Annotated in this window: 14 protein-coding genes; 8 read left to right on the forward strand and 6 right to left on the reverse strand. The window is 60.6% G+C overall.

Annotated features, from left to right (window positions below; all coding sequences use genetic code 11):
* Positions 1-32: 32 nt before the first annotated feature.
* The 4 genes from ACM62R_RS03230 to ACM62R_RS03245 are packed head-to-tail and all read right to left on the reverse strand — an operon-like array spanning position 33 to position 3,748.
* Positions 33-983 carry an aldose epimerase family protein gene (locus tag ACM62R_RS03230; protein WP_415182634.1) on the reverse strand — a complete coding sequence of 317 codons (951 nt, stop codon included), beginning with the start codon at positions 981-983 and terminating at the stop codon, positions 33-35.
* Entirely contained in the window at positions 976-1,908 is a 933-nt protein-coding gene (locus ACM62R_RS03235) for a Gfo/Idh/MocA family protein (RefSeq protein ID WP_415182635.1), read from the reverse strand. The genes ACM62R_RS03230 and ACM62R_RS03235 overlap by 8 nt, the downstream gene beginning before the upstream one ends.
* Positions 1,905-2,966 (reverse strand): ABC transporter ATP-binding protein, encoded by a 1,062-nt coding sequence (locus ACM62R_RS03240; RefSeq protein ID WP_415182636.1) that lies wholly within the window; start codon positions 2,964-2,966, stop codon positions 1,905-1,907. Before ACM62R_RS03240 ends, ACM62R_RS03235 begins: the two co-directional genes overlap by 4 nt.
* Positions 2,963-3,748 carry an IclR family transcriptional regulator gene (locus ACM62R_RS03245; protein ID WP_415182731.1) on the reverse strand — a complete coding sequence of 262 codons (786 nt, stop codon included), beginning with the start codon at positions 3,746-3,748 and terminating at the stop codon, positions 2,963-2,965. Before ACM62R_RS03245 ends, ACM62R_RS03240 begins: the two co-directional genes overlap by 4 nt.
* Before the next feature lie 150 nt (positions 3,749-3,898).
* On the opposite strand from ACM62R_RS03245, the gene ACM62R_RS03250 reads away from it, so the two are divergent.
* From ACM62R_RS03250 to ACM62R_RS03280, 7 genes are all read left to right on the forward strand, one after another.
* A complete protein-coding gene (locus tag ACM62R_RS03250) occupies positions 3,899-5,134 on the forward strand; it encodes an ABC transporter substrate-binding protein (RefSeq protein ID WP_415182637.1) in 1,236 nt (411 codons plus the stop codon).
* Between the two features lie 73 nt (positions 5,135-5,207).
* Positions 5,208-6,140 (forward strand): carbohydrate ABC transporter permease, encoded by a 933-nt coding sequence (locus ACM62R_RS03255; protein WP_415182638.1) that lies wholly within the window; start codon positions 5,208-5,210, stop codon positions 6,138-6,140.
* A gap of 1 nt (position 6,141) precedes the next feature.
* Positions 6,142-6,987, forward strand: a complete 846-nt coding sequence (locus ACM62R_RS03260) for a carbohydrate ABC transporter permease (protein ID WP_415182639.1) — start codon at positions 6,142-6,144, stop codon at positions 6,985-6,987.
* Positions 6,984-9,068, forward strand: coding sequence for an alpha-galactosidase (locus tag ACM62R_RS03265; protein ID WP_415182640.1), 2,085 nt, complete (start codon positions 6,984-6,986; stop codon positions 9,066-9,068). Before ACM62R_RS03260 ends, ACM62R_RS03265 begins: the two co-directional genes overlap by 4 nt.
* Positions 9,065-9,979 (forward strand): 2-dehydro-3-deoxygalactonokinase, encoded by a 915-nt coding sequence (locus ACM62R_RS03270; RefSeq protein ID WP_415182641.1) that lies wholly within the window; start codon positions 9,065-9,067, stop codon positions 9,977-9,979. Before ACM62R_RS03265 ends, ACM62R_RS03270 begins: the two co-directional genes overlap by 4 nt.
* The gene (locus tag ACM62R_RS03275; protein ID WP_415182642.1) at positions 9,976-10,584 is read left to right on the forward strand and encodes a 2-dehydro-3-deoxy-6-phosphogalactonate aldolase; all 609 of its coding nucleotides are present in this window, start codon (positions 9,976-9,978) and stop codon (positions 10,582-10,584) included. The genes ACM62R_RS03270 and ACM62R_RS03275 overlap by 4 nt, the downstream gene beginning before the upstream one ends.
* Positions 10,581-11,429, forward strand: a complete 849-nt coding sequence (locus ACM62R_RS03280) for an SMP-30/gluconolactonase/LRE family protein (RefSeq protein ID WP_415182643.1) — start codon at positions 10,581-10,583, stop codon at positions 11,427-11,429. The genes ACM62R_RS03275 and ACM62R_RS03280 overlap by 4 nt, the downstream gene beginning before the upstream one ends.
* A gap of 79 nt (positions 11,430-11,508) precedes the next feature.
* Here ACM62R_RS03280 and ACM62R_RS03285 read toward each other — a convergent pair whose 3' ends face one another.
* Entirely contained in the window at positions 11,509-11,679 is a 171-nt protein-coding gene (locus ACM62R_RS03285) for a hypothetical protein (protein ID WP_415182644.1), read from the reverse strand.
* 38 nt (positions 11,680-11,717) lie between these two features.
* Positions 11,718-12,311: a hypothetical protein gene (locus ACM62R_RS03290; protein ID WP_415182645.1), complete on the reverse strand. Its 594-nt coding sequence runs from the start codon at positions 12,309-12,311 to the stop codon at positions 11,718-11,720.
* 217 nt (positions 12,312-12,528) lie between these two features.
* Here ACM62R_RS03290 and recA point away from each other — a divergent pair, with 217 nt between their 5' ends.
* Positions 12,529-13,596: a recombinase RecA gene (gene recA, locus ACM62R_RS03295; protein ID WP_415182646.1), complete on the forward strand. Its 1,068-nt coding sequence runs from the start codon at positions 12,529-12,531 to the stop codon at positions 13,594-13,596.
* The last annotated feature ends 99 nt before the right edge of the window (positions 13,597-13,695 follow it).

The following is a 13,695-nucleotide window of genomic DNA, read 5'->3' on the forward strand; positions in this document are numbered from 1 at the left end:
CGGAACGATGAAAGTTTCGATAGCGGTGATTTTCATTTTGACCTCGTGGTGAATGCCAGTTGTGTTTGATGATGATAGGTTTCGCCCGGACGCAGGGTTGCATCGGGGAAATCGGGGTGGTTGGGGGCGTCGGGCCAGGCTTGCGGCTCAAGACAAAGCGCGTGATGCGCGGGCAAATCGCCCGTGGGGGTGTTGACCGTATAAAGCTGCAATCCCGGCTGGTTGGTGCAAAGCTGCATCACGCGCCCCGAAACCGGATCGCAAAGCGTCGCGGCAGGCTGGCCGGAATGGATATTGAGGCAATAGCAGTGATCAATACCAGGATCACCGTCGCGCAGAACCGGCCGCGGCGCGCGGTAATCAAAGGCGGTGCCGGCCACAGGTTGCGCTGCATCAAGAGGGATGTTCGCGCTGTCAACGGGCAGGTACCGCGCCGCATTGATGCTGAGCAGGTGATCAATCACAGGCCCGCCCCCCGCAAGGTTGAAAAACCCGTGTGAAGTGACCGAGACCGGACAGGCCCGTGTCACCCGCGCGCGGTAAGTGATGCTTAGTGTATTGGGCGCGGACAGGGTAAAACTGGCCTCGACATCGAGATCGCCGGGAAATCCCTGATCGCCGTCGGGGCTGTGTAACGTCAGCGTTAGACGGTCGGCGCGATGATCCTTGATCTGCCAGTCGCGCCGGTCGAACCCCTCGGCGCCGCCGTGCAGACAGGTCGCGCCTTCGTTCGCGCCAAGCGTATAGGTCGCGCCGTCCAGCCTGAAGCGTGCGCGCGCGATGCGATTGGCGAATCGCCCCACGGTCGCGCCGCGATAGCTACGGGTTTGGCGATGATCGTGCGGGCGGGGCAGGCCCATCAATACCTCGCCCAACTGTCCGTTGCGGTCGGGCACGCGCAGCGAATGCAGCACCGCGCCAAATGGCACGATACTGGCGCGCATCCCCGAAGGCAGGGCGATCTCGCACACCGTTTCAGCCATCCGCGGCCTCATCGAACGGGGCGACCTGATGCAGGCGCCCGTTCATGAACGCATCCGCCACAAGCCGCAAAGGTGTGAAATCGGCGTCGCTTTCGCCCCGCGCAACCAGATCGCGGAAGCGCTCATAAAGGCGCGCATATTCTGCGCTTTCGGCAATCGGCTGCACCTGCCCGTCAATCGCAAAGCGTGCGCCGCCCTGATCAAGCGTTGCGCTGCCGTCCGCCGTTTCAAAACGTATGCGCCACAGCTCCTCGCCGGTTTTGCGCCAGTCAAAATCAGCATGGATCGCTACGTCTGCTGCGCGCATCTCCAGTTGGGCGGCAATTGGTGTCTGGCGCCCCTTTGGCACCTGCAGGTCGGCGCGGATGATGCGCACCGGGTCGTGCAGAACCGCCGTCAAGATCGACAGCGCATTGATACCCGGATCAAAGACCCCCAAGCCGCCGGCTTGCCAGATCCAGTCTTGACCGGGGTGCCATTTGCGCACGTCTTCGCGCCAGTCGATCATCACTTTGCGCAGGCTTTGCCCCGTCAGCCAGTTACGCGCGGCATCAACCCCGGCGGCTGCGCGGGAATGCCATGTCGCAAACAGTGTCAGGCCACGGTGCGCGGCCTCTGCGCGCAGGGTTTCAACCTCGGACAAGGTGGCGCCGGGGGGCTTTTCAAGCATCAGGTGACGCCCCGCGCGCAGCACCGCCATTGCCTGTTCAAACCGCCCCTGTGGTGGCGTGCACAGCGAAATTGCGCCGACATCGGGTTGCGCGGCCAAAAGCGCGTCGACATCGGGGTAGCAGGGCAGGCCGGGTAGCGTTGCGTTGCGGCTGGCCAGAGCGGCCAGATGCACCCCTGTAACCCGGTCCAGCGCTGGCAGATGCTGCGCGCGCGCAATTGCGCCCAATCCGACAAGGCCGATGCCAAGGCTCATGCGCGCACCCGCGCACCGTCATCGGCACGAAACACATAAACGTCGCTGGGATCAAATTGCAGCCCGACCGTGCCGCCACCCGCGGTCGAAAGGCGCTGGTCGGTTTCGATCACGATGCGTTCACCCGTGGGGGCGCGCAGATGGGCGTAGCTGACCCCGCCCAGATTTTCCGCCATATCGACGCTGAACGCTCCCTTGTCCGCAACGATCCGGAGCGCGTTGGGGCGCAGGCCAACCTCGACTTGCGTGCCCTCGGGTGGCAGGGCCAGCGCCAGATTGATCGTGCTTTCCAGACCGGGCACTTCAACCGCCCTGCCTTTGACATGACCGGTAAGGAAATTCATCGAGGGCGAGCCGATAAAGCCTGCCACAAAGCGATTGTCAGGATCATCATAAAGATCCATCGGCGCGCCGACCTGCTCAATATGGCCAGCACGCAGCACCACGATCTTGTCCGCCATCGTCATCGCTTCGACCTGATCGTGGGTGACGTAAATCATCGTCGCCCCGATTTCGCGATGCAGTCGGGCAATTTCGGCGCGCATCTCAACGCGCAGCTCGGCGTCAAGGTTGGAAAGGGGTTCATCAAACAAGAATACCTGCGGGCCACGCGTGATCGCACGCCCGATGGCAACGCGCTGGCGCTGCCCCCCCGAAAGAGCGGCAGGTTTGCGCTTTAGCAGCGGTTCCAGTTTAAGAATATCTGCCGCTTCGCGCACTTTTGCGGTGATTTCGGCCTTGGGTTGGCCGTTCATCTTCAATCCAAAACCCATATTTTCCGCGACCGTCATATGGGGATAAAGCGCGTAGGTCTGAAACACCATTGCGATGCCACGCTCGGCGGGTTCAGCGTGGGTAACATCTATATCCCCGATGCGCACCACGCCCGATGTGGTCGCTTCCAGCCCTGCGATCATGCGCAAAAGCGTGGATTTTCCACACCCCGACGGCCCGACGAAAACACAAAATTCGCCGTGCTCGACCGTCAGGTCGACGCCGTGGATCACCTCAAGATCGTCAAACCGCTTGACGATTTTCTGCAGTTCAACTCCGCTCACCGGGTCTCCTCCCTGATTTGTTCGGGAAAGCGCCATGTTGCGGCAGCTTTCGCGATCTGGTCCGCTGTCTCGACGATCAGCGGTGCATAAGTTTCAAGGGCTTCATGCTCCGCGCCGTGGCCCGCCGTAATCGACAGCGCCCCAAGGACGCGACCGCTTGCCGACAGGATCGGGGCTGCGATACAGCGGATGCCCGGCTCGTGTTCTTCGTTATCCCAGGCAAAGCCACGCGCGCGGATTGTGACCAGTTCGGCGCGCAGATCGGCCGCATTGGTCAGCGTGGTTTTGGTGAAGCGGTGAAAACTTTGGCGCGCAATCGCAGCCTCTAGCGGTTCAGGGTCAAGATAGGCCAACATTGCCTTGCCGACGCCCGTGCAAAAGGCCGGTCCGACCTTGCCCGAATGTGAAAACATTTCAATCGGGCGCGCGGCGTTGCGCTTGTCGACATAAAGCACCATGCCCTGATCCAGCTGCGCAAGATGCAGCGTCTGGCCGGTCTTGCGCGATAGCGCATCCAGATAGGGCGCAGCAACCGGCGCCAGCGAACTTTGCGCCCAGGCCGCATGGGCCAGCCGCACCAGTCGCAGCCCCGGCATATAGCTTTGGCGTTCGTCATCATAGGCCAGCATGCCCTGATTGGTGAGCGTTTGCAAAAAGCGATAAAGCGTGGCCTTGGGCAGCCCCGAAACCGGCAGCAGCTCGCCAAAGCGCACCGCGCGTCCGAACCCTGCGACCAGGTCCAGCACCGCCAAGGTGCGACCGACCGTACCGTCCGTCTTCATCGGTTTGAGGTCGTGTTTTGTCATGGGCCTCCTCCACATGGCTGTTGACAGGATGCGCGATTCACGGCAGCATTTCAATATGTAAAACAAGGTTTCATTAGATGGAACCAAAACGGAAACCTTGCTTTGCAAAAACCGGGAGGAGTACCGATGAAACTTATGAAAACCGTGGCTGTTGCGACATTTTTGGCCGGGTTGGCCCTGCCTGCACTGGCACAGCAGCGCACGCTGACATTGAATACCGACGCATCCGATCCGGCCCCTAAAGCCGCCTTTGATCAGCTGATCAAAGGCTTTGAGGCCGAGAATCCGGATGTTCATGTCACCGTGAACATCTTTGATCACGAGGGTTACAAGACCGCGATTCGCAACTTTTTGACCGCTGACAGCCCGGATCTGGCGAATTGGTATGCCGGCAACCGGATGGCGCCCTTTGTCAAATCCGGGCAGTTTCTGGATGTCTCGGATGTCTGGGAAGAGAACGGTCTGAAAGACAGCCTGTCGCCCGCGCTGTCCTCGATGACGATCGACGGCAAGCAATGGGGTGTGCCCTATACCTACTACCAGTGGGGCATTTACTTCAGCAAGGACGTCTATAAGAAAGTGGGCGTCGAGGTTCCCAAGACCTGGGATGAATTCATCAGCAATTGCGAAAAGTTCAAGGCGGCGGGCATTGATTGTCTGACCACCGGCACCAAGTCGCTCTGGCCTGCTGCGGGGATCTTCGATTATCTTGATCTGCGCACCAACGGCTATGATTTCCATATGGAGCTGACCAACGGCGAGATCCCCTGGACGGATGATCGCGTGCGCAATGTCTTTGCCGAATGGGCCAAGGTCGTGCCTTATACCACGCCCAATACCGCCGCGATCGACTGGCAGGATGCGGTGTCTAACATCGTTCAGGGCAAGGCTGCGAACTTTGTGATGGGCAATTTCGCTGTGGCCGCCTTCAAGGACGGCGGCATGACGGATGACACACTCGGCTTTATGGATTTCCCGGAAATCACCCCCGGCATACCGCGCGCCGAAGAGGCCCCAACCGACACGATCCACATCCCGGCGGGTGCCAAGAACGTCGCGGATGCCAAGAAATTCCTCGCTTATCTGGCGCGTGCTGACGTGCAAACCCAGATGAACGAGGTCTTGGGCCAGCTGCCGATCAACAAGAATGCCTCGGTGGGGGATGATCCCTATTTGCAGGCAGGCTTTGAGGTCCTGTCCACCGCTGAGGGTGGCATTGCACAGTTCTTTGACCGCGATGCGCCCGCTGCAATGGCCAAGGCCGGCATGGAGGGTTTTCAGGAGTTCATGGCAAAGCCCGACCGTCTGGATGCAATCCTGGATCGGCTGGAAAAGGCGCGTCAGCGCGCTTATGAAAACTGATCAGCGATCTTTTGGCGGCGCCTCGTAACGGGGCGCCGTTTCCATTTCATCGAACAGATCAAGGAATGCAACGATGACCGTCGCACCCGCCACTCTGCATGGCTCTGCAGGCCAGCCCCTGCCGCGCAAACGCCGCCGACTAAGCCGCAAACTTGCGCCTTGGCTGTTTCTCGCGCCGGGCATGTTCATGTTCCTGATCTATGTGCTTATGCCGATCGGGCGTTCAATGTGGATCTCGTTCTACCAATGGGACGGGCTAAGCCCGGCGCATTGGGTCGGGTTTGCGAATTACGTCGAGTTGCTGGATGACGACGCATTTTATACCAGTCTCAAGAATAACGTGATCTGGCTGGTGCTTTATATGCTGGCGATTCCGCTGGGGCTGTTTATCGCGCTATTTCTTAACCAGACGGTTCGGGGCATCCGGATTTATAAATCGCTGTTCTTCTTTCCTTTCGTAATCAGTCAGGTCGTCGTCGGTTTGATTTTCTCATGGTTCTACGCACCCGGCTTTGGGTTGTTTTACGAGATATTGGAATGGTTCAGCGGTCGTGGCATTGCGGTGCTGGCCGATGAAAACCTTGTGACCTACGGGATTATTGCCGCCGGGCTTTGGCCGCAAATCGCCTATTGCATGATCTTGTATCTGACGGGCTTGAACTCGGTTGCGCCCGAGCAGATCGAGGCGGCACGGCTGGACGGGGCAAAAGGCATCAAGATGCTTTGGTATGTCGTGTTGCCGCAACTGCGCCCTGCGACATTCATCGCGTTGGTGGTGACGGTGATCGGGGCGCTGCGCAGCTTTGATCTGGTGTCGATCATGACCTCGGGCGGGCCATACGGGTCGTCGCGCGTGCTGTCTTATTACATGTATGAACAGGCGTTGTCGGAATACGGCTACCGCATGGGGTACGGCGCTGCGATTGCGGTGGTGCTGTTCGCCATCATGATGATTTTTATCTCGGGCTTCATCTGGAAGATGTGGCGCGACGAAAGGGGGCTTTGATATGTTTCCGCGTCCAGTCCAATCCATGAGCCCTGCCGCCCGCACCGCCTACAAGATGGCGCTGCCGGTAATGTTGATCCTGTGGTTGCTGCCACTTTTGGGGGTGGCGGCGACATCGCTGCGCCCCGCCAGTGATCTTGCGCAGGGTAATTATTTCGGGGTGCCGTCTTATCTGGCGTTTTCGAACTATCTTGACGTGTTTCGCAATTCGCCCTTTGCCAGCTACATGCTGAACTCGTTTCGCGTCACAATCCCGACGATGATCGGGGCGGTGGCGCTGTCGTGCCTGACGGGCTATGCGCTGGCGGTTTTCAAGTTCAAGGGCAACCTGCTGATCTTCTTTTGCTTCGTGGCGGGCAATTTCGTGCCCTTCCAGATCTTGATGGTGCCGGTGCGCGATTTGACGGTGCAGATGGGGCTTTATGACACGATCACGGGGCTTGCGCTGTTTCATGTCGCCTTCCAGACGGGGTTTTGCACGCTGTTCATGCGAAATTTCATCAAGGCCTTGCCGCGCGAGCTGATCGAGGCGGCGCGGGTCGAGGGTGTGGGCGAATGGCAGATCTTCTGGTATGTCGTGATGCCATTGGTGCGCCCGGCGATTGCGGCGCTATCGGTGCTGATCTTTACCTTCATCTGGAATGATTATTTCTGGGCCATGGTGCTGACCACGGGGGCGGATACGCAGCCAATCACCGCAGGCCTGAATTCGCTTAATGGGCAATGGGTTGCGGCGTGGCAGCTGGTTTCGGCGGGCTCTATCCTGGCCGCATTGCCGCCGGTGGCGATGTTCTTTTTGATGCAAAAGCACTTCATTGCGGGGCTGACGCTTGGGGCGGTGAAATGATCCGAACATGGCAATTGCGCGATGCGCGCCAAAGCCTTGTTCTGGCCAGCCATGAGAATCGGCTGCCCGAGGTGATTTACTGGGGGGCGGTCCTGCCCGAGGGCGAAGATCTGTCACAACTGGTCGCCAGTTCAGAGATGGATGTGACGGGTGGGATGCTGGATCGTAATCCCGAACTTTCGATCAGCCCCGAGGCTTCGCAGACTTTCCCCGGAGAGCCGGGGTTGATCGCGCGCGACGGGGCAGGGGCGCCGCTGCGCCCGGCCTTTCGCTTTGCCTCGCAAGAGGTTGGCGCGGACCGGTTGGTGCTGGTCTACCGCGATGCGGCGTTGGGGGTGACATACCGGGCCGATTTCGCGCTGGACGCGACTACTGGAATGATTACCGCTCGCGCCACGCTGGATAGTCAGACGCCGATCGCGCTGCATTGGCTGGCCGCCCCCGTCTTTCCCGCGCCGCAGCTTTGCGATGAGATGCTTGAATTTTCCGGCCGCTGGTGCGGCGAATTCCAGATCACCGCCACCCCTTGGGGCCCCGGTCAGCGGGTGCGTGACAATCACACCGGGCGCAGCGGGCACGAACATTTCCCCGGCCTCATTTTGCCCACGCGCGGGGCCAGCAAAACCGGCGGGGAAACCCGCGCCTTTCATTACGGCTGGTCAGGCGGGCACCGGATGGTGGCAGAGGAATTGCCGGACGGGCGGCGTCAAATCCAGTTCGGCCATGCCTCGGGCAGCGAGCTGACACTGGGGACGCGGTATGAAACAGCCCCCCTTTACGCAGCGTATTCCGATGCCGGATCAAACGGTTGCGCGGTGATCTTTCAGCGCCATCTGCGTGATCGGATCGTGCAGTTTCCCGCAGCCGCAATGCCGCGCCCGGTGCATTACAACTGCTGGGAGGCCGTCTATTTCGACCATGATCTGACCGCGCTATGCGACATTGCAGATCGCGCCGCCAAACTGGGGGCCGAACGCTTCGTGCTGGATGATGGCTGGTTCGGGCGGCGCGACGATGACACTACCAGTCTTGGAGATTGGCAGATCGACCCTCGCAAATACCCCGAGGGTCTGGCCCCGCTGATTGCGCATGTAAACGCGCTTGGCATGGGGTTTGGGCTATGGTTCGAACCCGAGATGGTCAATCTGGACAGCGATCTGGCGCGGACCCATCCCGATTGGCTGCTTGGGCCGAAAGACCAGATCGAGGGGCGCCAGCAACGTGTCTTGGATATCGCGCGCCAGGACGTGCGCGACCATCTCTTTGCGGCGATTGATGCGATCCTTTCCGCCCATCCGATCGAATATGTGAAATGGGATCATAACCGGGTTCTGCCACACGCGGACGCGGCACAGACGCGCGGCATTTACGCGCTGCTCGATCGGCTGCGCGCGGCCCATCCGGGGGTGGAATTTGAAAGCTGCGCTTCGGGCGGCGGGCGGATTGATTTCGGGGTTCTGGAACGCACGACGCGGGTGTGGCTGTCAGACAGCAATGACGCGCTTGAACGGCTGCGTATTCAGCATGATGCGGCGCTGTTCTTGCCGATGGTGGTGACGGGTAGCCATGTCGGGCCGCGGCACTGTCACACGTCTGGGCGGGTGATCGACATCAGGATGCGCGCTTGGGTCGCGGCCCAGCGCCATATGGGTTTTGAGATGGACCCGCGCGAATTGACAGAAGATGAGGCGCAAGCCCTGAGCGAGGTCACGACATGGTGGAAAGCCAACCGTGGCTGGCGTGCGCGCGCCGATATCCTGCGCCTTGAGACTGGCGACCCTGCGGTGATAGCAGAGCTGCAACTGGCAGAAGATGGCCTGCGCTTTGTGGTGTTTGCCGGGCAGGGCGAAACCTCGGCGCAGATCTTGCCACGGCCGCTGCGTCTGACCGGGTTGGACCCGCAGGCGCGCTATCGGCTGCGCTTGCGCAACGGCGCCCAAGCGCCGGCACTATCGCGCGGGGCCCCTGCGCTAAAGGCGGGCGTGCTGGCGCTTAGCGGGCAGGCCCTTATGGGGCATGGCGTGAATTTGCCTTGGGGTTTTGCGCAAACGATGTGGGTGATCGAAGGGGAAAAGCTATGACTGCACTGAACACCGACGCCCCCCCTGACTGGATCGCCGCCGATTGGGGCACGACGCATCTGCGCCTTTGGGCGATGCGCGGTGGTGAAGTTGCCTTGAAACGCAGTTGCGATCAGGGCATGGGGCGACTGACCCCTGCGCAATTCGGCCCCGTTCTGGAAGCCGAGATCGCACAATTTGGCATGGATCTGGCGGGCATTCCCGTTATCGCCTGTGGGATGGTGGGCTCGCGTCAGGGCTGGGCAGAGGCGCCCTATCGCGCCACCCCGACCGATCCGCGCACAAAGCTGATCCAAGTGGCAAATCATGCCGCGCGCCCGGTTTATATCGCTTGCGGCATTCGCCAGGATGCCCCGCCTGATGTGATGCGCGGCGAAGAGACCCAGATCGCAGGCTTGCTTGCCCAGACGCCTGATTTTGATGGGGTCGTCTGCCTGCCAGGCACGCATACGAAATGGGTGCGGCTGCGCGCCGACCAGATCGAGCGGTTTCAAAGCTGCATGACGGGTGAGCTGTTTGAGCTGCTTGCAAAGCAGTCGGTGCTGCGCCACACGCTAGATACGGACGGCCTGGATCTGGCCGCTTTTGATGCGGCCTGCGCCGAGGCTTTGGCCGATCCTGCGCGCGCCTATGGCGGGCTTTTTCAGTTGCGCGCGGCTGCATTGCTGGACAACCTTGACCCGACCAGCGCCGGCTCGCGTCTTTCTGGCCTGTTGATCGGCTGGGAACTGGCGGCGGTACGCGATTTGTGGGCGGGGCGGACTGTCGCCCTGATCGGCAGCCCGAAACTTGCCGCGTTATATGGCCGTGTGCTGGGCGCCAATGGCGTAGCGACGCAAGATTACCCCACCGAACCCATAACCCTGGCCGGGCTGCATGCCGCCTGGCAAACCATCGGAGCCTGTTCATGAGCCGTCCCCTGATTGCCATCCTGCGCGGGATCACCCCAACCGACGCGCTGCCTGTTACCGAAGCCTTGATTGCGGCAGGAATCGCCCGCATTGAGGTGCCGCTTAATTCGCCCGATCCGCTGGTCAGCATCAGGGCGATGGTTGATCGCTTTGGCACGCAAGCCGACATCGGTGCCGGTACCGTGCTGACCCCTGAACAGGTGCGTGACGTTGCGGCCACTGGCGCGCGGCTGATCGTGTCGCCCAATTGCAACCCGTCGGTGATTGCCGAAACCAAGCGCGCGGGGCTGCAAAGCTATCCCGGCGTGATGACCCCGACCGAGGCTTTCAGCGCGATTGCCGCAGGGGCCGACGCGCTAAAGCTGTTTCCGGGGGAACTGATCGGGCCGGTGGGGTTGCGGGCGATGGCGGCCGTTTTGCCGCGCGACATTAAGCTGTTTGCTGTTGGTGGGGTCTCGCTTGAGAACATGGCGGACTGGCAGCACGCGGGGGCTGCGGGGTTTGGCATTGGCGGCGCGATTTACCGCCCCGGCGACAGCGCCAAGGTTGTCGCGCAAAAAGCGCGCGCCCTGGCCGCCCGCTTTGACGAAGTGTTCACACAATGAGCGCAAAAATCTACGATGACCGCGCCTGTTTTCTGGGTGAGGGGGCGTTCTGGCACCCGGCGCGCGGCCAGCTATTCTGGTTTGACGTCCTGCGCGGGCGGTTGCTAAGCCGCGTGGGCGATCAGGCGCTTGAATGGCAGATCGGGCAGGTGGCCTCGGCGGCGGGTTGGATTGATCGCGACACATTGCTGATCTCGACCGAGACCGGCCTGCGCCGGTTTCACATCGAAAGCGGCGCGCATGAACCCGTCGCCGCGATTGAGGCCGAGCGCACCGATACCCGCTGCAATGACGGGCGTGCTGATCCGATGGGGGGGTTTTGGGCGTCCACCATGGGCAAGACGGCTGCCCCTGAAAGCGGTACGATCTATCGCTATTTCAACGGCGCGGTCGAACCCCTGTTGCGCGATCTTACGATCCCGAATGCGATCTGTTTTGCCCCCGATGGTCGGCGCACCTATTTCACCGATACGCCAACGGGCAAGATCATGACACTTGCGCTGGATGCACAGGGCTGGCCCGAGGGCACGCCAGAGGTCTTTGTTGATCTCGCGCCCGAGGGATTGAACCCCGACGGGGCGGTGACCGATGCCGAAGGCGCGGTGTGGAATGCGCAATGGGGGGCCGGACGCGTTGCGCGCTACCTGCCCGATGGCCGCTTTGACTATGCGCTTGGGGTTGCGGGGCGGCACAGTTCATGCCCCGCGTTCGGTGGCCCCGATCTGCGCCAGCTTTTCGTGACCACGGCACAAGAAGGCATTTCCACACCCGATGCCGCCCAAGGCTGCGTGTTTTCGCTGAAAGCACCCGTTGCCGGTCGTGCAGAGCCTCGCGTCAGGCTTTGATGCCCCCGATTGCGCGTTAGTGACATCGCGCCAATTTCCCGCCACGCCATCAGAGTCGTTTTTTCTGGGCGCGCGGGCCTTATCCGTGTCGCCAACCCGTGTTTTGGATGTTGAAACCCGGCTGAAGGGGGCTATCGGTTACCGTCAGGATCGGGGTGTAATTGATCGGGCTATGCCCGCGCAGCCGACCTAACCGGGCCAAGGCGGCGCCTGACGCCAAGCTGCGGGTCATCGGGGTGCGGCGTGACATACTGGGCGCTTTGAACGGGCGTTTATGGCAGGTCCGGCTTAGCCCAAGGTGTCGTAAAGCCGGCAATCCGGCGACATATGGGTGCGTAGACGCGTGCGCATGGCCTCTGACAGTTCCACATCCACCGCTGGGGGCACATTGACGCGGGGCAGGGTGATCGCGCAATCAAGCGCGTCCTCCAGAAAGGTCACGAAGGTATCCATCTCTTCGTAGCGAAAAATCCGGTCGACCAGTGCGGTGCCGTCTGAGTCGCAAAGATAGGCGGACTGGCTGCCAATAGAGGCATGCGGTGGGGGTGGCATTTGCATATAGTCTGCCGCAAAGTTTTCAAAGCTGCGCCCGCGCATCGAATGTTCCGGGTCGTCGATATCGTCCCGCTGGCGAAAGCGAAACCAACTGCGCAACCATTCTACGGGCTCGCGCATCAGGGCCACTGTGGTGAAACCACCACCGGCTGAGGCGGCCAAAAGGGGGGCCAGATGGTGCTGATAATTTGCCGCACTGACATGTTTGAGGGCCTCGGGGCGCTGTATCGCAACGCTGGCCAATGATTCCAGTGCGGCCTCGATCGCTGTGGATCCGGCCTTGGGGGTTGCCAGAAAGACCAGCCTTTGTTCCCAAAATATCAGCATGATGCCCTTTGCGCGCTGGTTGTTTGGTTTGCCTATAGAGAATTCGACATAAACGTAAACCACTCCTTAACCAGTTTGACAAAGATTGGCTTAGAGAAAAATTATGTTGAAATGTTCTGTTCAGGGCTTCATACGAGTGAGAACAAGACGGGAACAAATCGCGCGGGAAGGCATTGATTGCTGCTGGCCCCGGGCTGTGAGATAAGGAAGCACAAACGTGGCAACAACGAGCCTTTTTGACATGAATGACAAGAAAAACGCGGATAAGCAAAAGGCGCTCGACTCGGCGCTGGCGCAAATCGAGCGGCAGTTCGGCAAGGGCTCGATCATGAAGCTCGGGGCCGATAACGCCGTGATGGATATCGAGGCGACCTCGACGGGGTCACTGGGGTTGGACATTGCGCTGGGAATAGGCGGCTTGCCAAAAGGCCGGATCATTGAGATTTATGGGCCCGAAAGTTCCGGCAAGACAACGCTGACGCTGCATGTGGTGGCGGAAGAACAGAAAAAAGGCGGGGTTTGCGCCTTTGTCGACGCGGAACACGCGCTTGACCCGCAATACGCCAAAAAGCTGGGTGTGGATCTTGATGAGCTGCTGATCAGCCAGCCCGATACCGGTGAACAGGCGCTGGAAATTGTGGACACGCTGGTGCGTTCAGGCGCGGTCAGCCTTGTGGTTGTCGACTCGGTCGCGGCGTTGGTGCCGAAATCAGAGATCGAGGGCGATATGGGGGACATGCAGATGGGCAGCCAGGCCCGTCTGATGAGCCAGGCGATGCGCAAGCTGACCGCCAGTATCGGGCGCAGCAACTGCATGGTGATTTTTATCAACCAGATCCGGATGAAGATCGGCGTGATGTTTGGCAGCCCCGAAACCACCACCGGCGGCAATGCGCTGAAATTCTACGCGAGCGTGCGGCTGGATATCCGCCGGATCGGGGCGATCAAGGACCGCGATGAGGTTGTAGGCAACTCGACCCGCGTCAAGGTGGTGAAAAACAAGGTGGCGCCGCCGTTCAAACAGGTCGAATTCGATATCATGTATGGCGAGGGTATCTCGAAGGTGGGCGAACTGGTTGATCTGGGGGTCAAGGCCGGCGTGGTTGACAAATCGGGCGCGTGGTATTCCTACGGCGATGAGAGAATTGGCCAAGGGCGCGAAAACGCAAAACAATTTTTGCGCGATAACCCGGCAATGGCGCTGTCGATCGAAGACAAGATCCGCGCCGGGCACGGGCTTGATTTCACCGCAGCCGAGACAGACGACAGTCTGACGGAGGAGTGATCCGTCGGCTTTCACGATACGGACGCGGCCGGGCTGATCCCCGGCCGTTTTGCTGAGGGAACGTTACCGGTTCTGGACAGGCTGGGGACCGGGCGTTAA

Source organism: Phaeovulum sp., assembly GCF_047638075.1.
In the GTDB taxonomy this organism is placed as follows: domain Bacteria; phylum Pseudomonadota; class Alphaproteobacteria; order Rhodobacterales; family Rhodobacteraceae; genus UBA6197.

Excerpts from the sequence above, each read along its gene's own strand:
- ACM62R_RS03285 (WP_415182644.1), bottom strand. The coding sequence starts at position 11,679 with ATGTCACGCCGCACCCCGATGACCCGCAGCTTGGCGTCAGGCGCCGCC.
- ACM62R_RS03255 (WP_415182638.1), top strand. The coding sequence starts at position 5,208 with ATGACCGTCGCACCCGCCACTCTGCATGGCTCTGCAGGCCAGCCCCTG.
- ACM62R_RS03280 (WP_415182643.1), top strand. The coding sequence starts at position 10,581 with ATGAGCGCAAAAATCTACGATGACCGCGCCTGTTTTCTGGGTGAGGGG.
- ACM62R_RS03250 (WP_415182637.1), top strand. The coding sequence starts at position 3,899 with ATGAAACTTATGAAAACCGTGGCTGTTGCGACATTTTTGGCCGGGTTG.
- ACM62R_RS03230 (WP_415182634.1), bottom strand. The coding sequence starts at position 983 with ATGGCTGAAACGGTGTGCGAGATCGCCCTGCCTTCGGGGATGCGCGCC.
- ACM62R_RS03235 (WP_415182635.1), bottom strand. The coding sequence starts at position 1,908 with ATGAGCCTTGGCATCGGCCTTGTCGGATTGGGCGCAATTGCGCGCGCG.
- ACM62R_RS03270 (WP_415182641.1), top strand. The coding sequence starts at position 9,065 with ATGACTGCACTGAACACCGACGCCCCCCCTGACTGGATCGCCGCCGAT.
- ACM62R_RS03245 (WP_415182731.1), bottom strand. The coding sequence starts at position 3,748 with ATGAAGACGGACGGTACGGTCGGTCGCACCTTGGCGGTGCTGGACCTG.
- ACM62R_RS03260 (WP_415182639.1), top strand. The coding sequence starts at position 6,142 with ATGTTTCCGCGTCCAGTCCAATCCATGAGCCCTGCCGCCCGCACCGCC.
- ACM62R_RS03275 (WP_415182642.1), top strand. The coding sequence starts at position 9,976 with ATGAGCCGTCCCCTGATTGCCATCCTGCGCGGGATCACCCCAACCGAC.
- ACM62R_RS03265 (WP_415182640.1), top strand. The coding sequence starts at position 6,984 with ATGATCCGAACATGGCAATTGCGCGATGCGCGCCAAAGCCTTGTTCTG.
- ACM62R_RS03290 (WP_415182645.1), bottom strand. The coding sequence starts at position 12,311 with ATGCTGATATTTTGGGAACAAAGGCTGGTCTTTCTGGCAACCCCCAAG.